General features: G+C 71.8%; 20 protein-coding genes and 1 tRNA gene. 18 read left to right on the top strand and 3 right to left on the bottom strand.

Annotation, left to right across the window (positions count from 1 at the left end):
* Positions 1–5 precede the first annotated feature (5 nt).
* Positions 6–1,766, top strand: a complete 1,761-nt coding sequence (locus DSM104329_RS28775) for a hypothetical protein (protein WP_259313316.1) — start codon at positions 6–8, stop codon at positions 1,764–1,766.
* On the opposite strand, the gene DSM104329_RS28770 is transcribed toward DSM104329_RS28775, so the two are convergent.
* The gene (locus DSM104329_RS28770; RefSeq protein WP_259313315.1) at positions 1,763–2,548 is read right to left on the bottom strand and encodes a TIGR00282 family metallophosphoesterase; all 786 of its coding nucleotides are present in this window, start codon (positions 2,546–2,548) and stop codon (positions 1,763–1,765) included. The genes DSM104329_RS28775 and DSM104329_RS28770 overlap by 4 nt on opposite strands.
* 23 nt (positions 2,549–2,571) lie before the next feature.
* Here DSM104329_RS28770 and DSM104329_RS28765 point away from each other — a divergent pair, with 23 nt between their 5' ends.
* The 4 genes from DSM104329_RS28765 to DSM104329_RS28750 are packed head-to-tail and all read left to right on the top strand — an operon-like array spanning position 2,572 to position 6,486.
* Positions 2,572–3,870 (top strand): AI-2E family transporter, encoded by a 1,299-nt coding sequence (locus tag DSM104329_RS28765; protein ID WP_259313314.1) that lies wholly within the window; start codon positions 2,572–2,574, stop codon positions 3,868–3,870.
* 18 nt (positions 3,871–3,888) lie between these two features.
* On the top strand, positions 3,889–4,590 hold the full coding sequence (locus DSM104329_RS28760; protein ID WP_259313313.1) for an ABC transporter ATP-binding protein: 702 nt from the start codon (positions 3,889–3,891) through the stop codon (positions 4,588–4,590).
* Positions 4,591–4,597: 7 nt separating this feature from the next.
* Positions 4,598–5,935: an ABC transporter permease gene (locus tag DSM104329_RS28755; protein WP_259313312.1), complete on the top strand. Its 1,338-nt coding sequence runs from the start codon at positions 4,598–4,600 to the stop codon at positions 5,933–5,935.
* Positions 5,932–6,486: a GNAT family N-acetyltransferase gene (locus DSM104329_RS28750; RefSeq protein ID WP_259313311.1), complete on the top strand. Its 555-nt coding sequence runs from the start codon at positions 5,932–5,934 to the stop codon at positions 6,484–6,486. The genes DSM104329_RS28755 and DSM104329_RS28750 overlap by 4 nt, the downstream gene beginning before the upstream one ends.
* Positions 6,487–7,022: 536 nt before the next feature.
* Here DSM104329_RS28750 and DSM104329_RS28745 read toward each other — a convergent pair.
* Positions 7,023–7,427, bottom strand: coding sequence for a DUF6636 domain-containing protein (locus tag DSM104329_RS28745; protein ID WP_259313310.1), 405 nt, complete (start codon positions 7,425–7,427; stop codon positions 7,023–7,025).
* Between the two features lie 48 nt (positions 7,428–7,475).
* On the opposite strand from DSM104329_RS28745, the gene hemB reads away from it, so the two are divergent.
* The 9 genes from hemB to DSM104329_RS28700 all read left to right on the top strand — a co-directional run bounded on the left by hemB (position 7,476) and on the right by DSM104329_RS28700 (position 15,218).
* Entirely contained in the window at positions 7,476–8,441 is a 966-nt protein-coding gene (gene hemB / locus DSM104329_RS28740) for a porphobilinogen synthase (RefSeq protein ID WP_259313309.1), read from the top strand.
* On the top strand, positions 8,426–9,502 hold the full coding sequence (ahbA, locus tag DSM104329_RS28735) for a siroheme decarboxylase subunit alpha (protein ID WP_259313308.1): 1,077 nt from the start codon (positions 8,426–8,428) through the stop codon (positions 9,500–9,502). Before hemB ends, ahbA begins: the two co-directional genes overlap by 16 nt.
* 4 nt (positions 9,503–9,506) lie before the next feature.
* A complete protein-coding gene (hemL, locus tag DSM104329_RS28730) occupies positions 9,507–10,790 on the top strand; it encodes a glutamate-1-semialdehyde 2,1-aminomutase (protein ID WP_259313307.1) in 1,284 nt (427 codons plus the stop codon).
* A 111-nt stretch (positions 10,791–10,901) separates the two neighbouring features.
* Complete coding sequence (locus tag DSM104329_RS28725; RefSeq protein ID WP_259313306.1) at positions 10,902–11,339, top strand: isoprenoid biosynthesis enzyme family protein; 438 nt, start codon at positions 10,902–10,904, stop codon at positions 11,337–11,339.
* Between the two features lie 32 nt (positions 11,340–11,371).
* Positions 11,372–12,052, top strand: coding sequence for a QcrA and Rieske domain-containing protein (locus DSM104329_RS28720; protein WP_259313305.1), 681 nt, complete (start codon positions 11,372–11,374; stop codon positions 12,050–12,052).
* Positions 12,049–12,846 carry a cytochrome b gene (locus DSM104329_RS28715; protein ID WP_259313304.1) on the top strand — a complete coding sequence of 266 codons (798 nt, stop codon included), beginning with the start codon at positions 12,049–12,051 and terminating at the stop codon, positions 12,844–12,846. The genes DSM104329_RS28720 and DSM104329_RS28715 overlap by 4 nt, the downstream gene beginning before the upstream one ends.
* Positions 12,843–13,577: a c-type cytochrome gene (locus tag DSM104329_RS28710; RefSeq protein ID WP_259313303.1), complete on the top strand. Its 735-nt coding sequence runs from the start codon at positions 12,843–12,845 to the stop codon at positions 13,575–13,577. Before DSM104329_RS28715 ends, DSM104329_RS28710 begins: the two co-directional genes overlap by 4 nt.
* Before the next feature lie 10 nt (positions 13,578–13,587).
* Positions 13,588–14,277 carry a bifunctional demethylmenaquinone methyltransferase/2-methoxy-6-polyprenyl-1,4-benzoquinol methylase UbiE gene (gene ubiE / locus DSM104329_RS28705; RefSeq protein ID WP_259313302.1) on the top strand — a complete coding sequence of 230 codons (690 nt, stop codon included), beginning with the start codon at positions 13,588–13,590 and terminating at the stop codon, positions 14,275–14,277.
* Positions 14,274–15,218 carry a polyprenyl synthetase family protein gene (locus tag DSM104329_RS28700; RefSeq protein WP_259313301.1) on the top strand — a complete coding sequence of 315 codons (945 nt, stop codon included), beginning with the start codon at positions 14,274–14,276 and terminating at the stop codon, positions 15,216–15,218. Before ubiE ends, DSM104329_RS28700 begins: the two co-directional genes overlap by 4 nt.
* 29 nt (positions 15,219–15,247) lie before the next feature.
* Here DSM104329_RS28700 and DSM104329_RS28695 read toward each other — a convergent pair whose 3' ends face one another.
* Entirely contained in the window at positions 15,248–15,661 is a 414-nt protein-coding gene (locus DSM104329_RS28695) for a hypothetical protein (protein WP_259313300.1), read from the bottom strand.
* Positions 15,662–15,768: 107 nt separating this feature from the next.
* Between DSM104329_RS28695 and DSM104329_RS28690 the strand changes: the two genes are divergently transcribed.
* From DSM104329_RS28690 to DSM104329_RS28675, 4 genes are all read left to right on the top strand, one after another.
* The gene (locus tag DSM104329_RS28690) at positions 15,769–16,053 is read left to right on the top strand and encodes a Sec-independent protein translocase subunit TatA/TatB (protein WP_259313299.1); all 285 of its coding nucleotides are present in this window, start codon (positions 15,769–15,771) and stop codon (positions 16,051–16,053) included.
* Between the two features lie 7 nt (positions 16,054–16,060).
* The gene (tatC, locus tag DSM104329_RS28685; protein WP_259313298.1) at positions 16,061–17,050 is read left to right on the top strand and encodes a twin-arginine translocase subunit TatC; all 990 of its coding nucleotides are present in this window, start codon (positions 16,061–16,063) and stop codon (positions 17,048–17,050) included.
* Positions 17,040–17,774, top strand: a complete 735-nt coding sequence (locus DSM104329_RS28680) for a hypothetical protein (protein WP_259313297.1) — start codon at positions 17,040–17,042, stop codon at positions 17,772–17,774. Before tatC ends, DSM104329_RS28680 begins: the two co-directional genes overlap by 11 nt.
* Before the next feature lie 15 nt (positions 17,775–17,789).
* Positions 17,790–17,862: transfer RNA gene (locus tag DSM104329_RS28675), tRNA-Lys, on the top strand.
* The last annotated feature ends 64 nt before the right edge of the window (positions 17,863–17,926 follow it).

Below are 17,926 nucleotides of genomic sequence, written 5' to 3'. Positions count from 1 at the left end.
CGCCAATGCTCCGGCGGACCAGGCTTGCCGCGCTTGCGCTCCTGCTGCTCGCGCTCGCCCTCGCCGCACCGGCGGCGGCGCAGACCGCGACGTCCCAGGCCGGCTCGGCCAACGCCCCGTCGGCCGCAGCGTCCACGCCGGGCGTCGCCAAGGCCGCCTCGACGGCCACCACGGCGACCGACCCGAACGCGCTCACCACGCCGTCGAGCATGGACGAGCGCCCGCCGCTGCACCGGCTGACCGGCAACCAGGCGCAGCGCATCGCCGAGCGGGTGCCGAAGATCCGCGACGAGCGGGCCAAGCACAAGCGCACGACCGTGAGCGTCTATCAGAAGGGCGCGAATCGCTGGCAGGTCTCGTTCTTCGCCGAAGGCAAGGAGATCGGCCAGGTGTCGATCTGGGACCCCACCGGCGCGGTGCTCGAGGCGTGGACCGGTCCGCAGGTCGCGTGGACGATGGCCCGCGGCTACGAGGGCGCGTTCGGGCGCAAGGCGGCGGCGCTGTACGTGTGGATCCCGCTGCTCGTGCTCTTCGTCGCCCCGTTCGTCGACTGGCGCCGGCCGCTGCGCATGCGCCACCTCGACCTGCTCGCGCTGTGCTCGCTGTCCGTGTCGCTGGCGTTCTTCAACCACGGCAACCTCGCCGGGTCGGTCCCGACGACCTATCCGCCGCTGCTGTACCTCCTCGGCCGCCTGCTGTGGATCGGCTACCGGCGCGGTTCGGGCGGGGAGCCGCTCAAGCTGCTCGTCCCGGTCACCTGGCTGGCGGTCGCGACGATCTTCCTCGTGGGCTTCCGGATCGGCCTCAACGTCACGAACTCGAACGTGATCGACGTCGGCTACTCGGGCGTGATCGGCGCCGACCGGCTCAGCCACGGCCAGGACCTCTACGGCGACTGGCCGCGCGACAACGAGCACGGCGACACGTACGGGCCGGCGAACTACCTCATCTACGTGCCGTTCGAGGCGGTCTGGCCGTGGAGCGGCAGCTGGAACGACCTGCCGGCGGCGCACGGTGCGGCGGTGCTGTTCGACCTGCTGTGCCTGGCCGGGCTGTTCCTGCTCGGCCGCCGGATCCGCGGGCCGACGCTCGGCGTGGTGCTCGCCTACGCCTGGGCGGCCTTCCCGTTCACGCTGTTCAGCCTCAACACGAACTCCAACGACGCGCTGGTCGCCGCGCTGCTCATCGGCGCCATGCTCGCGGCCACGAGCGCGGCCGGTCGCGGCGCGTTCAGCGCGCTCGCCGCGACGACGAAGCTGGCGCCGCTCATCCTGGCGCCGCTGCTGGCGACGCACGGCGCGCCGCCGGCCTCGCGGATCCGCACGATCGGGAAGTTCGCCGTGGCGTTTGCGGTCGTCGCCGCGATCACGATGATCCCGGTCTGGCTGCAGGGCGACCTGCGCCTGATCTGGGATCGCACCGTCGGCTTCCAGCTCGACCGCGGCGCGCCGTTCTCGGTGTGGGGGTACTACGGCGGGCTCGACGGGCTGCAGAAGGCGCTCCAGGTCGCCACCGCCGCCTTCGCGATCGCCGCGGCGTTCATCCCGCGGCGCCGCGACGTGGTCGGCTTGGCCGCGATCGCCGGCGCGATCCTCATCGCGCTCCAGCTCGGGATGACCTACTGGTTCTACCTCTACATCATCTGGGTGCTGCCGTTCGCGTTCGTGGCGTTCTTCGCGCGCGAACCGGTGGGCAGGCCCGCGCCGGCCGAGCCACCGCCGCCTCCGCCGGCCGACGACGTCGCGCCCGTCCTCGCGGCCTCCTAGCCCGGCAGCAGGATCTGCTCGATTCCCGTGGCGTGCATCGGCCCGTCGCAGCTGACGAGCACGCCCATGAGCCACGGGTCGTCGTCGGACGTCTCGAAGCGGATCGGCATCTGGGTCCGCATCGCCTCGATCGCCTGTTCCTTGCGCACCCCGATCACGCCGCCGCGCGGCCCGGTCATGCCCACGTCCGTGATGTAGGCGGTCCCGCCCGGCAGCACGCGGGCGTCCGCGGTCGGCACGTGGGTGTGGGTCCCGACGACCGCGGTCACCCGCCCATCGAGGTGCCATCCGAGCCCGACCTTCTCGCTGGTCGCCTCGGCGTGGACGTCGACGAGGATGTGGTCCGTGGTGCGGCGCAGGTCGTTGACCGCCGCGTCGGCCTCGGGGAACAGCGCGCGCCCTGCCTGGAGGAACACGTTGCCCGACAGGTTCACCACGCCGAGGCGCAGCCCGTCGCGCTCGACGGTGGTCGTGCCGCGGCCAGGTTGAGAGCGCAGGTAGTTCGCCGGGCGCAGGATGCGCTGCTCGCGATCGAGGTAGGGCAGGATCTCGCGGCGGTGGTAGGCGTGGTTGCCGAGCGTGATGACGTCGACGCCGGCGGCGAAGAGCTCGTCCGCGATCTTCGGCGTGATCCCGAGGCCGCCGGCCGCGTTCTCGCCGTTGACGACGACGAACGTCGGGCGGTGGCGCTCCACGAGGCCGGGGAGCAGCCTGAGCAGGGTGCGCCGGCCGAGGCCGCCGACCACGTCGCCGATGAACAGGATCTTGGCGTCAGCCGACATCGGGGAGGATCATCCCTGATGCGATGAGCGGAGTCGGTCCTGAGCGTGAAGAGGAGGCGCCCGAGCGCCCGGACGAGCCCACGGCCCCAGCGGCGCCGCGGCCGGTCGTCGTGCCCCGGTGGGTGCAGCTCGTCGCCCTCCCGCTGGCGGTCGTCGCGCTGTGGATCCTGGCGCGCGCCGCGGGCCCGGTCCTGCTCGTGTTCATCATCGCCGCGGTCGTCGCGCTCATCCTCAACCCGCTCGTCGCCCGGCTGCAGCGCCACATGCACTTCCCGCGCGGCATCGCGGTGGCGAGCGTGTGCCTGGCGATCCTCGCGGTCCTCGTCACCGCCGGCATCCTGCTCGCCAACCCGGTCGCCGAGCAGGCTCGGGTCATCCAGCGCGACCTGCCCGGGCTCGTCGACGACGCCAACGACCATCTCGCCGACCTGCAGACCTGGCTGGACCACAACAACATCAACATCCAGGTCAAGCGCCAGGGGGAGACGGCGATCGAGACGCTGTCGGACCAGCTCAGCGGCGCGAGCGGCGACATCGCCTCCACGGCGACGGGGCTGCTGACGAGCATCGCGACCGCCGGCTTCGCGCTCGTGCTGATCGTCGTGATCTCGATCTACATGCTGCTCTACGGCGAGCGGATCGGCGCGCTGGTGCGGCGCTTGATGCCGCCGGGCGACGGCACCCCCGAGGATGACTACCCCAGTCGCGTGCAGGCGGCGGTGTTCGGCTACGTCCGCGGCCAGCTGCTGTTCAGCCTCGCCATGGGCGCGGGCTGCGGCATCGGCCTGTACCTCCTCGGCGTCACCGGGGTCTTCCCGGCCGGCAAGACGTACGCGCTCGCGTTCGCGGTCTTCTTCGGGCTCATGGAGCTCATCCCGTACGTCGGCCCGATCCTCGGCGCGATCCCGCCGCTGCTCGTCGCGCTGTTCACGGACCCGCTCGACGTGCTCTGGCTCGGCATCTTCTTCATCGCGCTGCAGCAGATCGAGGGCCACGTCGTCGCTCCGCAGATCTTCGGCCACACGCTGCGGATCAACCCGCTGCTGGTCATCTTCGCCCTGCTCACGGGCGCGGAGATCTACGGGATCATCGGCGCGCTGCTCGCGCTGCCGATCGCCGCGGTGCTGCGCGAGACGGTCGTGTACCTGCGCCGCCATCTCGTGCTCGAGCCCTGGGGGCACACGAACCCGGTGGCGGTCATGGGCGCGCTGCCGCCGCCGGAGCGCCGCTGCCCTGACTGCGGGATGGTCGCCGACGACGACGACGCGTACTGCCGCCGGTGCGGCGCGCCGCTCGATGCGGTGACGAGCGAGCACCGCTGAGGGGCTAGCCTGCCGCCGGTGATCACCGAGGCCCGCGGCGTGACGAAGCGGTTCGGCGCGCGCGTCGCGCTGCGCGACGTCTCCTTCGGGGTCGAGCCCGGCGAGAAGCTCGCGGTCATCGGGCCCAACGGCGCGGGCAAGACGACGCTGCTGTCGATCCTGGCGGGCATCCTGCGGCCCGACGAGGGCGAGATCAGCCGGCCGGCCCGCGAGATCGGCTGGGTGCCGCAGCAGCCGGCGGTCTACAAGAAGCTGTCGGTGCGCGAGAACCTCCGCCTGTTCGCACGCCTGGAGAAGGTCGGCGACCCCGACGCGGTCGTCGAGCGGATGCTCGAGCAGACCGGTCTCGCCGAGCGGGCGGGCGACGAGCTCGGCACGCTGTCGGGCGGCAACCGGCAGCGGGTGAACATCGCGGTCGGGCTCCTCGCCGACCCGCCGGTGCTGCTGCTCGACGAGCCGTCGTCGTCGCTGGACCCCCGCCAGCGCGAGCGGCTGTGGGAGTTCGTCGACGAGCTCGCCCGCACGGAGGGCACCGCCGTCATCTTCACCACCCACAACGTGGCGGAGGCCGACCGCTGGGCCGACCGTGTGCTCGTCCTCGCCGACGGCGAGGTGCTCTTCGACGGGACGCCGGACGCGCTGCGCGCCGCCGAGCACGACGAGGAGCGCACCGACTTCGAGGGCGCGTTCGTGCGATTCCTGCGCGAGCAGGGGCACTGACCGCCGCATGCGGTGGCTCCTCATCAAGGACCTGCAGATCCTGCGGCGCTCGAAGCTGCTCGTCGCGCTGCTCGTGCTCTACCCCGTCGCCATCGCGCTGCTCATCGGCCTCGCGCTCTCCAAGGGCCCGGACAAGCCCAAGGTCGCCTTCCTCAACGAGGTCCCGATCGGGCAGACCGTGACGAACGTCGGCGGCAAGGAGGTCGACTTCGCCGACTACGCGAAGCAGTTCTTCGACGCGATCGACCCGGTCGTCGTCCACTCGCGCAAGGAGGCGCTGGCCAAGGTCGACGGCGGCGACGCGCTGGCCGCGCTCATCATCCCGGCGAACACCGTCGATCGCCTCAACGGCGGGCTCGGCCAGGCCCAGGTCGAGGTGATCTACAACGGCGACGCGCTGAAGCAGTCGTTCGTGCAGTCGACCATCGATGCGGAGCTCGCCCGCGCGAACGCGAAGCTGTCGGACACGATCCGCGACGTCGCGCTCCGGGATCTGCACGTGCTGCAGGACGGCGGGCCGATCACGACGCCGCTGGGCACGCAGGACCTGCTCGGGCTGCGCAAGGCCAAGGCGCTCGTGCAGCAGGCGCTCGCGCAGTTGCCGGAGAACGACCCGTTGAGCCCCGGCCTCAAGGAGGTCGACAACTTCGCCAACCAGGCGCTCATCGGCCTCGAGTTCGCGACGCCGGCGCTCAAGGCGGTCAGCCGGCCGATCACCGTCAAGCGCACGCTGCTCGAGGGCAGTCGCACCCCGCTCGACGACTTCGCGGTGGCGCTGGCGATCGCGGTGTCCCTGCTGTTCGTCGCGGTCCTGCTGGCCAGCGGGGTGCTGGCGCTCGAGCGCGAGGAGCAGGCCTACGGGCGCCTGGTGCGCGTCGTGTCGCCGTCGGCGCTGCTGCTCGAGAAGATCCTCCTCGCTGCCGCATGCTCCGGTCTGGTCGCCCTGGTGATGGTCTGCGGCATCGGCGCCTTCACGGGCGTCGACTGGTCCCGCGCGGGGCAGTGGGTGATCGCCGCGGCCGTGGGGGCGCTCGGCTGCAGCGCCCTCGGCGTCGCGATCGGCGCGGTGGCGCGCGAGGTGCGGGCCGCGTCGCTGCTCGGGCTCATGCTCGCGCTGCCGCTGGCCTTCCTCGCTCTGGTCCCGAGCGGTTCGGTCGCCCCGGCGCTCTATGACGTCATCCGCGTGATCAACGCCGCGTTCCCGTTCAAGCCGACGCTCGACGCGCTCGACGCCGCGATCAACGCGGCGACGCCCGGGCTGCTCGGGCCGGCGCTGCACCTGCTCGGCCTCACGGCCGCGTACGGGGCGCTCGCCCGCCTCGCGTTGCGAAGATTCGCGGCGTGAGGCTGCCCGACCACGTCGACGGGGATCAGGTGACGATCCGCGCCTTCACGCTCGACGACGTCGCCGAGCTGCTCGAGCTGCGCCTGCGCACGCGCGAGTTCAACACCCCGTACGAGCCGCGCCGGTCGGAGGGCTTCTTCACGGCGGCGGGCCAGCGCGCGGAGATCGTCCGTGATCGCGAGGAGTGGATGGCGGACCGCATGTACGCCTTCGGGGTCGTCGAGCGCGACACCGGCCGCCTGCGCGGCCGCGTGGGGCTCGCGAACATCGTGCGCGGCGCGTGGGACAACGCGACGCTCGGATACTTCGTCGACCAGGAGGTCAACGGCCGCGGCTACGCCAGCGAGTCCGTGCGCCTCGCACTGAGCTTCGCGTTCGGGCCCGCCCGGCTGCACCGCGTCCAGGCCGCCGTGATGCCGCACAACGAGCGCTCGGCGCGCGTCCTGCGCAAGAACGGCTTCCGCCTCGAGGGCCACGCGCCGCGCTACCTGCGCCTCGCCGGCGGCTGGCGCGACCACGACCTCTACGCGATCACGGCCGAGGAGTTCTGAGCGCGGCCGGGCGTGCGCCGCTTCGGTTTCCGCCCGCGCCGCTTCGGTTTCCGCCCACGCCGCTTCGGTTTCCGCCCACACCGCTTCGCTTCCCGCCCACGCCGGATCGGCGGGTCCAGGCCGCCGCGGACTGCTCGACGACGGCCGCGGGGCGGGGTCCGCGCCCGGTTCGCGCGCCTGCTTGAGCCGCTCGGGGGTTCGGGCGTTCGCTCCGGGTGAGCGGGCGTCAGCGCGTGCACGTCGCCCCCGCCTCCGGCTCGCGGGACGTGCGGGCGTTCATGCCCACTGAGCGGCGTCAGTGCCTGAACGTCCTGGGTCGGCCGAGGGCGTGTCGAGTTGACGGCGGATGGCGCCGTGAACACGACAGAGCCCGCGCACCCGACCGCCCGCGCCGCTCAGGGACCCGCGCGAACGGGCCCGGAACCGGCCGGGAACAGACCCGGAACCGGCCGGGAACAGACCTGTTTCCCTTCGATCGTCCGTGGCTGGCCCCGCCGGACCCTCCGCAAACGGTCGGCGCTGAGCGGGAGAGCCCCTCAGAACCGCCGCGACCCACCCGCCGCGATCACGAACCCGTGCCCGGAGCGGTTCACGCATCGCACCCCATCGCCCGCGGCTGTGCAGCGCACGCCCCGCCAGCGCCAGGTGTCGCCGTCGGCGAGCCGCCGGTTGCGCCCGCCGTAGCCCGGGTAGTCGCCGCGCTCGGAGAGCTTCGCGCGCCCGTGGCGGTGCAGCGCGAAGTAGCTGTCGAGCTCGCCGATGTCCGGGACGTACGGCGAGGCGCACTCGATGCCGCCGCCCGCCACGGGCAGGACGGCGAGGCACACGATCTTGTAGCCGCGGGTGTGCACGGTCGTGCCGGGGACGGTCGCGGCGTTCGCGGCGGCGGAGACGGCGAGCAGCGCTGCGGCGCAGAGGGCGACGGCGATTGGGCGGGACATGGGCCGATGTTCGCCGACCGGCCGCGCGGGCGCTACTACGCTGCATCCATGGCGTTTCCCCAGACCCGCCTGCGTCGGCTGCGCCGCACGCCCGTGCTGCGCGACCTCGTCCGGGAGACCGACGTCCTGCCCCGCCGGCTGATCCTGCCGCTCTTCGTCGAAGCCGGCCTCGACGGTCCCCGGCCCATCGGCGCGATGCCCGGCGTCAGCCGCCACTCGATCGACTCCGCGGTCGCCGAGGCCGGCGAGGCCGCCGCGCTCGGGCTCGGCGGCGTCATCCTGTTCGGTATCCCCGCCGCCAAGGACGATCAGGGCTCCGAGGCGTGGGACGACGAGGGCGCCGTCCAGCTCGCCGTCCTGGCGATCAAGGCCGCCCATCCCGACGTCATCGTCGTCACCGACGTCTGCCTCTGCGAGTACACCAGCCACGGGCACTGCGGGCTCCTGCGCGAGGACGGCAGCGTCGACAACGACAGCTCGCTCGAGCTGCTCGCCCGCACCGCCGTCTCCCATGCGCGTGCCGGCGCCGACCTCGTGGCGCCGAGCGACATGATGGACGGCCGCGTCGCCGCCATCCGCGCCGAGCTCGACGGCGAGGGCTTCGCCGACACGGCGATCATGGCCTACAGCGCCAAGCACGCCTCGACCTTCTACTCGCCGTTCCGCGACGCCGCGGACTCCACCCCGGCGTTCGGCGACCGCCGCGGCTACCAGATGGATCCCGCCAACGGCGACGAGGCGGTGCGCGAGGCGCTGCTCGACGTCGGCGAGGGGGCTGACGTGATCATGGTCAAGCCCGCGCTCTCCGCGCTCGACCTCATCTGGAGGGTCAAGCAGGAGACCCGGATGCCCGTCGCCGCGTACCAGGTCAGCGGGGAGTACGCCATGATCAAGACCTCGACCATGGACGACCGCGCCCTCGCGCTGGAGACCCTCACGGCGATCCGCCGGGCGGGGGCGGACATCGTCATCACCTACTTCGCGAAGGACGCTGCACGATGGCTGGCAACCTGAAGATCCGGGCGCGCAAGGACGGCAGCGCCGTGCCCCTGTCCGAGGCCGACAAGCAGCTGCTCAACGCGATGCAGGGCCGCTTCCCGCTCGAGCCGCGCCCGTACGCGCGCGTGGCCGCCGAGGCGGGGATGACCGAGGACGAGGCGATCGCCCGCGTCGCCGAGCTGATCGACGACCGCATCGTCCGCCAGGTCACGCCGATCTACGACACGCGCCGCTTCGGCTACGGCTCGATGCTCGTCGCGGCGAAGGTCGATGCCGAGCACCCGTGGGGGCCCGCGAAGATCGTCAACAGCCACCCCGGCGTCTCGCACAACTACCTGCGCAACCACGAGTTCAACATGTGGTTCACGATCGCCGTCGAGGAGGACTCCAAGCTTGGCCTGCAGGGCACGCTCGACCTGCTCCAGGAGCTCACCGGCGCCGAGTCGATCCGCCAGCTCCCGACGCTCGAGCTGTTCAAGATCCGCATGGACCTCGAGATGGGCGGCGACACGAAGTCGCTGACCAGCCAGGGCGCGGTCCTCGAGCCGTCGTCGGGCGAGCGCGTCGACTACGACGACTTCGACCGCGCGGTCGTGCGCGCGACGCAGGGCGACATGCCGATCGTGCGCGAGCCGTACGCGGCCGCCGCCCAGGAGCTCGGCATCACCCAGGAGCGCCTGCTCGACCACCTCGCGGGGATGCAGGAGCGCGGGCTGCTGCGCCGCGTCGCGGCGATCCTCTTCCACCGTCGCGCCGGCTTCAGCGCCAACGGCATGGGCGTGTGGCAGGTGCCCGAGGACCGCATCGCCGAGGTCGGGCCGCGCATGGCCGCGTTCCGCGGCATCTCGCACTGCTACCAGCGGCCGACCTACCCGGACTGGCCGTACGCGCTGTTCACGATGGCCCATGGTCGCTCGAAGGAGGAGTGCGACGCCATCCTCGATGCGATCGAGGCTGAGATCGACTGCATCGAGGGCCGCGCGGTGCTCTACTCGTCGACCGAGTTCAAGAAGATCCGCCTGCTCTACTTCACCGACGACTTCAAGCGGTGGGAGCAGGAGCACGCCGGCGTGTGACCGCGTGGGCCCCTCGTCCCTGAGAGACACCCGGTCGGCCGAGCTGTACGCCCGGGCCCTGAACGTCCTCCCCGGAGGCGTCAACTCGCCCGTGCGCGCGATGCGCGCGATCGGCCGCGATCCCCTGTTCGTGGTCCGCGGCGAGGGGGCCGAGCTCGTCGACGCCGACAGCAACCGCTACGTCGACTGGGTGCTGTCGTGGGGCCCGCTCATCCACGGCCACGCGCATCCGGACATCGTCGCCGGCGTGACCGACGCGGCCCAGCGCGGAACGAGCTTCGGCGCGCCCACCGCCGGCGAGGTCGAGCTCGCCGAGGAGGTCGCGCGTCGGATGCCCGCCGTCGAGATGCTGCGGATGACGTCGTCGGGCACCGAGGCCTCGATGAGCGCGATCCGGCTGGCCCGCGCGGCGACGGGGCGCGAGAAGCTCCTGAAGTTCGCCGGCGCCTACCACGGCCACGTCGACGGGCTCCTCGCGGAGGCCGGCTCGGGCCTGGCCACCCAGGGCCTGCCCGCCAGCCCCGGCGTCCCCGCCGCGGCCGCGGCGTCCACGATCGTGGTGCCGTGGAACGACCCCGACGCGGTGCGCGCCGCCTGTGCCGAGCACGAGCTGGCGGCGATCCTGGCCGAGCCGATGCCGGCGAACATGGGGCTCGTCCCGCCCGCCGAGGGCTTCCTCGACTTCCTGCGCAACCAGGCGACCGAGAACGGCGCGCTGCTGGTCTTCGACGAGGTCATCTCGGGCTTCCGCGTCGCCGCCGGGGGCGCGCAGGAGGCGACCGGCGTGCTGCCCGACCTCGTCGTGATGGGCAAGATCATCGGCGGCGGCCTGCCCGCCGCGGCGTACGGGGGCTCGCGGGCGCTCATGGAGCACATCGCGCCGGCCGGGGACGTCTACCAGGCGGGAACGCTGTCGGGCAATCCGGTCGCGGTCGCCGCCGGCCTGTCCACGCTCGCGCTGCTCGACGACGCCGCCTATACCCGCCTGGCGGCCATCACGGAGACGCTGGCCGACGGGCTGCGCCAGGCGGCGGGCGACCACCCGGTCCAGGTGCAGAGCACGTGCGGCCTGGTGACGATCTTCTTCTCGGCGCACCCCGTTCGCGACCTCGCGGCCGCCCAGGCCTGCGATCTCGCCGCCTACGGCCGCTGGTGCCAGGCGCTGCTGGCCCGCGGCGTCTACCCGCCGGCCTCGCAGTTCGAGGCCTGGTTCCCCTCGCTCGCCCACACCGACGAGCATCTCGAGCGGACCGTCATCGCGGCGACCGCCGCGTTCGAGGAGGTCTGATGAGACCCTGCGGGTCCGCATCCGCGACCGCCGCGACCCTGCGGGAGGCATCTCGATGAGACCCTGCGGGTCAGCATCCGCGACCGCCGCGACCCTGCGGGAGGCATCTCGATGAGCGACCGGTTGGCGGCGGTGCTGCGGGCGGAGGGCGGCCTGCTGGCGCAGGCACTGCGCACCGATCCGGATGCCGAGGACGCCCGCGTCGCGCAGGTCGCGGCGTCCGGTCCGCGCAGCGCCGGGCGCGAGGACGAGGTCGCCCTGCTCGTCGAGGCGATCCACGAGGCCTACCTCCTGCACTACGGCGTTTCGGCCACCGTCTCGCAGGCGGACGGCGACCTGGCGCTGCTCGCGGGCGACCGCCTCTATGCTCTCGGCCTCGACCGGCTCGCGCGCCTCGGCGACCTGGAGTCGGTCGACGTCCTCGCGGAGGTCATCGCGCGGTGCGCCGAGGCGCATGCCGTCGGTGATCCGGGCGCCGCGGCGGCGGCCTGGCGGGCCGGTGCCGAGGCGGTCGGCTGGGGGCGTCAACACGCCAGCAGAAGCCGTTGAACCACCCTGACGAAGTACGATTCCGAGAAGCCGTGGCTAAAGACCGCAGAAAGACCAAGAGCAAGTACACCGCCGACCGGCAGATGCCCGGCGCGTTCGAGGGCGAGACCGTGACGCGCCGCCGGTTCATGACCGGGACGACGCACGTGGCGGGCATCGTGGCCGCCTCGGCGTTCGCGCTTCCGGCCCTCGGGTTCGCCATCGGACCGGTGTTCGAGAAGGTCGAGGTGCGCTGGGAGCCCGTCGGCGTCCCCGACGACTTCGACGACCGGACCTACATCCCGAAGACGATCACCGAGACCCCCGGGATCGGCGAGGTCGGCAAGACAACCGTCTACGTCCGCAAGCACAACGAGTCGATCGACGGTCCGCAGAAGGACGAGTACGACGGCTTCATCGCCATCTCGACCCGCTGCATGCACCTCGGCTGCCCGGTCCGCTTCGTGCCCGCCTCGGAGCGCTTCATCTGCCCGTGCCACGGCGGGGTGTACGACTTCCAGGGCAAGCGCACCGGCGGTCCGCCGGTCCGCCCGCTCGACCGCTTCTACACGCGCATCCGCAACGGCAAGGTCGAGATCGGCCCGCGTTACTCGGTGAACTCCGAGCTCAAGCGCTTCTCCCCGCGCTATCCCGGTGAGCCGCTTGACGGCATCGGGCAGTACCTCTACCCGTCCCGGCCCACGGCCCGCAAGCTCCCGCCCCCACAGTCATGAAGCTGAAGCTCCCCGCCCCACCGCTGCCAGACTCGCTCAAGCCGCAGCCCCGCCCGCCCGGCGAGAAGCGCCCCGGCGCGCTCGACGGCGCCAAGGAGGCCGGCATCTCCGCCGTCGACTGGGTCGACGAGCGCACGTCGCTGTCGGGCGCCGCCCGCTGGATGATGTTCCGGAAGGTCCCGAAGGGGACCAACTGGTTCTACACGCTGGGGTCGGCCGCGATGTTCGCCTTCCTCAACCAGGCGGTGACCGGCGTCTTCCTGGCGATGTACTACGACCCGTCGCCCACCAACGCCTACGAGTCGGCGCGCTACATCACCAACGAGGCGTTCCTCGGCGAGTTCGTGCGCGGCATGCACAAGTGGGGCTCGTCGGTGATGGTGATCCTCGTGTTCCTGCACATGGGCAGGACGTTCTTCTTCGGGGCCTACAAGTATCCGCGCGAGCTCAACTGGGTCATCGGCGGGGTCCTGCTGGTGCTGACGATGCTGATGTCGTTCACCGGCTACCTGCTGCCCTTCGACCAGCGGTCCTACTGGGCGACGATCGTCGGCGTGAACATCAACGGCACGGGCCCGCTGGTCGGGCCGTACCTCAACGACTTCCTGCTCGCCGGGCCGGAGTTCAGCGCCACCACCTTGTCGCGGTTCTACGCGATACACATGCTGCTCGTCCCAGGGTTGATCGCCGCGATGATCGGCGCCCATCTGTACCTGGTGGCGAAGCTCGGCACGACCGCGCCGCCGTGGCTGAAGGCCGAGAGCGATCCTGAGCTCCGGAAGGAGCCCAAGTGAATCGCCAGGAGAAGGAGGCGTACCTCCGCGAGTACGCGCAGCTGAAGGCGCAGGGCAAGCCGTTCTTCCCGTACGCCGTCGCCAAGGACTCCATCATGGCGGTCGTCGTGATGGCGGTGATCATCACGCTGTCGATCGTCCTGGGCGCAGAGCTCGGGCCGAAGGCGGACCCGACGACCACCACCTACGTGCCGCGGCCGGAGTGGTACTTCTACTTCCTCTTCGAGCTGCTGCGGATCATCAAGCCGGACTACCTGGTCCCGCTGGCGACCCTCGGCATCCCGACGGTCTGCCTGATCATCCTCTTCCTGCTGCCGTTCATCGACCGAGGCCCGGAGCGCAGGCCTGAGCGGCGGCCGATCGCCACCGCGACGGGCATCTTCGTCATCTGCGCGATGGCCTATCTCACGTACCTGGGCGCCAACGCCGGCTCCCCGACGCAGATCGAGATCGAGACACCGGCGGCGGTCCAGCAGGCCGGCGGCAAGACGCTCGCCCAGTACAACGCGGGCAAGGCCGTGGTTGCGCAGTCGGGCTGCCTCGCATGCCACAAGATCGGCGAGAACGGCAACGACGGCCCCGGGCCGCCGCTGACCGACATCGCGAACCGCCTCCCGGAGCAGGCCATCGCCCGGACGCTCATCAACCCGACCGCGCCGATGCCGTCGTTCAAGGACTTGCCGCAGGACAAGTTCAACAACATGGTCGCCTTCCTGTCGACCCTCAAATAGGGGGTCGCCGATGACCTCCGGGACCCTTCCGGAGGGTCAGGTCCGAGCGATGTTCGACCGCATCGCCGGCGTCTATGACGTGATGAACTCCGTCATGACGGCGGGGCTGCACCACCGCTGGCGCCGGCGCGCGGTCGACCTGGCCGCGGTCGGCCCGGGATCGCGGGTGCTCGACGTCGCGACCGGGACGGGGGATCTGGCGATCGAGGCGGCGTCGCGCGGGGCCGAGGTCGTGGGCAGCGACTTCTCCGAGGGGATGCTCGTGCGCGCGCGCCAGAAGGCGGCGAACATCCGGTTCGAGCAGGCCGACGCCATGGCGCTGCCGTATCCCGACGACGCGTTCGACGCGGCGACCGTGGGCTTCGGGGCCCGCAACTTCGGCGACCTCGAGCGCGGCCTGCGCGAGATGGCGCGGGTCGTGCGGCCCGGCGGCCGGGTCGTGGTCCTCGAGATCACGACGCCCACACGACCGCCGCTGTCCACGTTCTTCTCGCTCTGGTTCGACCGGGTCGTGCCGCTCGTCGGGCGCCTGGCCGGCGATCCCGACGCGTACTCCTACCTGCCCAGCTCGGTGAAGCGCTTTCCCCAGCCCGCGGCGCTGGCGGCGACGATGCAGCGCGCCGGGATGCGCGATCTGCGCTGGATCCTCACGGCCGGCGGCATCATCGCCATCCACGTCGGCGAAGTGACCCAGGGATGAGCACGGACGTCGACGCGGTCGTCGCGACCCGGGGCGACGCGCTGCGCGACCGCCTGGAGCGCGTCGAGCAGCGGCTGCGGGCGATCGCCGCGGAGGCCGCCCCGCCGCTGGACCGCCTCGCGGGCGACACGATCGCGGCGGGCGGCAAGCGGTTGCGGCCCCTGCTCGTCCTCCTCGCCGCCGGTGAGGACCCCGGCGACGACGCCGGCCTGATCCGCGCGGCGGTGGCCGTCGAGCTGGTGCACTCCGCCACGCTCGTCCACGACGACGTGCTCGACGCCGCGTCGCTGCGCCGCGGGCGCGAGACGGTGTGGGCGGCGGCCGGCCGCGCCCGCGCCACCGCCACCGGCGACTACCTGTTCGCTCGCGCGTTCGCCGAGCTGGTCGCCAACGCGCGCCCCGACGAGCTGCGGGTGCTGTCGGACGCGAGCTCGGCGCTCGCCGCCGGCGAGCTGCTCCAGCGCGAGGACGCGTTCGACTCCGGCGTGAGCGTCGCGCGCTATCTGCACCGCTGCGAGCTCAAGACGGCGCGGCTGTTCGAGGCCGCCTGCCGGCTCGGCGCCCTGGAGGCGGGTGCGCCCGTCGATGCGCTCGGCGGGTTCGGCCGCCGCATCGGGCTCGCCTTCCAGCTGCTCGACGACGTGCTCGACGTTTCGGGCCCGGTGGAGCGGACCGGCAAGCCGCGCGGCACGGACCTGCTCGACGGCACCGTGACGCTGCCGTTCATCCTCGCGCGCGAGCGCGACCCGTCGCTGCGCGACGCACGGCCCTCCACCCCGCAGGAGGCCCAGGCGGTGTGCGACCGCATCGCGGCGACCGGAGCGCTCGACGAGGCACGCGAGCGGGCGATCGCGATGGTCGCGGAGGCCAAGCGCGAGCTGCCCTACGACGACGACGCGCTGCTGCTCGTCGCCGACAGCGTCGTCGAGCGCTACAGCTGAACGGGAGATCCCCTCGCGGGCGCGCCCGCCTAGAAGTCGTCGGGGAGGATGTGGTCGTCGCGCAGCGCGTCGATGAAGCGCTCGACCTGCTCCTCCATGTTCGCCTGCACGAGGCGCTTGAGGTCGCGGACGAGGGCCTCCGTGCCCCGGTCCAGCTCCTCGTCGAAGATCTCGACGGCGTGCTGCTCGAAGACGCCGGTGCCCGACCACTCGCAGTTCGGGCAGCGCAGGGCGACCTGCCAGTGCGTTGCGCCGGCCTCGTGCCACTCGACCGGGTAGACGAGCTCGCTGGAGCACGTGCCGCAGACGTGGATGTCGTGCTGGGGGGCCGACCGCTCGGTGGGCGCCGGGACCTGGTCCTCGAAATAGACGACCTCGATGGTCTTCCCGCTGGGCAGCACGACGCGGCGAACGTAGTGCCGGTGATCGGGCTGGGCGCTCATGACCCGTTCATCGACATCACGCGCCCGCGACTTGAACGCTTTTTCGCGCCAGGGTCTCGCGGGCGAACCTTCGGCGTCGTTTGCCCCCGACCGCTACCCTGGAGGGCATGTTCAACCAGATCGGGCCGCTGGAGATCGGCATCGTGCTGCTGATCGTGCTGCTGATCTTCGGCCCCAAGCGGCTGCCCGGCCTGGGCAAGTCGCTCGGCACCGGTATGCGCGAGTTCAAGGACTCGATCACCGGCAAGGACGACGATCGCGACAGCGATGAGGCGCCCGCCGACCAGGCGACGCTGACCGCCGCATCCGCCGCCCCGGCCGAGCCGCCCGCCGCCACGCCGCCGTCCCGCGAGGGCGAGCCGGCCGGCACCCCGGTCGAGCCGCGCACCTGACGGTCCCGTGGCCTCGACGGCTCTGCGCCGACCGATCGGCCACGAGGAGCGGCTGAGCCTCGTCGATCACCTCGACGAGCTTCGCTCGCGGGTGATCATCTGCCTGATCGCGGTGATCGTCATGTTCGGCCTCTGCTTCTGGCAGAACGACCGGCTGCTGACGATCGTCAACCACCCGCTCGAGTCCCAGACGCAGAAGCAGATCAAGAAGGGCCAGGGCCCGCTCGGGGAGATCTCCACCGCGCAAAAGGCCGTGCGCGCGCTCGCGCTGTCGGACCGGTCGCTGGCCGCCGAGCTCGCCAAGCCGGGCTCCGGGCTGTCGGAGTCCACGCGGGCGCAGATGGCGGCGCGAGTCGCCGAGATCGACCGCACGCTGAAGGCCCTGCCGACGAGCGTCGCGGGCAACAAGCCGGTGACGCTCGGCATCGGCGAGCCGTTCATGATGACGCTGCTCGTCGCCGGGATGTTCTCGCTCATCCTGGCGATGCCGATCATCCTCTACCAGGCGTACGCGTTCGTCGTGCCCGCGTTCACGCCCCAGGAACGCCGCGTGGCCGTTCCCTTGCTGTTGATGGTCCCGGCGTTGTTCGTCGCGGGCGTCGCGTTCGGCTACTTCCTCGTCCTGCCCGCCGCCGTGCGGTTCCTGCAGAACTTCAACACCGACGAGTTCAACGTGCTCGTCCAGGCCCGCGACTACTACAAGTTCGTCGCGATGACCCTGCTCGCCATGGGGCTCGTCTTCCAGGTTCCGGTGGGCATCCTGGCGCTCACCCGCCTGCGGGTCATCACCGTCAAGCAGCTGCGCAAGAACCGCCGCTACGCGCTCGTGGCGATCGCCGTCGTGGCGATGCTGCTGCCCGGCACGGACCCCGTGTCGATGCTCATCGACATGGTGCCGCTGATCATCCTGTACGAGCTGAGTATCCTGCTCGCTTCGATCTTCGCTCCGAAGGACGCGGTGGAGATCGTCGACCCCGAGGACACGCATGCTGTTTGACCTTCGCGGCCGGGGACGGCGTCGCACCGTCCAGGCCATCTATCTCACGCTCGCGATCCTCATGGGAGGCGGTCTCGTCCTGTTCGGGATCGGCGGGGCCACGAGCGGCGGCCTGATCGACGCGATCAGCGGCAACAGCGGCGGGGGCGGCGGCGGCGACATCTACGCCAAGAACGTCGAGAAGGCCCAGACCCGCGTCAACCGGACGCCGGCCGACGCCGCCGCCTGGGCGGCGCTGGCCCGCGCGCAGGCGCAGGTCGCCGGGGTCGGCAAGAACTTCGACCAGGCGACCGGCACGTACACGAAGGACGCGCTGCCGTCGCTGCGGGCGGCCGACCGCGCCTGGCAGAGGTACCTCGCGCTCAAGCCCGCCAAGGTGGACGGCAACGTCGCCAGCATCATGGTGCAGCTCTACGTGCAGCCGGGCGGCCTGAACAGCGCCCAGAAGGCGGTCGCGGCGCAGGAGTACGTCATCGACAGCCAGCCGGCGTCGTCCGGCCTCTACGCGAACCTGGCGGTCTACGCGTACGCGGCCGGCCAGACCCGCAAGGGCGATCTCGCGTCGCAGCGGGCGATCGAGCTCGCCCCCGCGGACCAGAAGAACACGCTCAAGCAGACGCTCGACGAGGCCAAGACCGGCTCGACGTCCGGCGGCGCCTCGGGCGGCACCACGTCCGGCGGCGCGACGGGCGCCGGGGCGGGGCCCGGATCGACCACCGGCTAAAATGTCCGGTCCCCCGGGCCGTTAGCTCAATTGGCAGAGCAGGGGACTCTTAATCCCAAGGTTGTAGGTTCGATTCCTACACGGCCCACTGCACGAAGCCCCGCATCTCGCGGGGTTTCGTCATTTCCAGGCGACGCCGCCCACGCCATCGT

Source organism: Capillimicrobium parvum, from assembly GCF_021172045.1.
Taxonomy (GTDB): domain Bacteria; phylum Actinomycetota; class Thermoleophilia; order Solirubrobacterales; family Solirubrobacteraceae; genus Capillimicrobium; species Capillimicrobium parvum.
The sequence above is the reverse complement of the archived record's forward strand: the minus strand, read 5'-3'. Positions and strand labels throughout refer to the sequence as shown.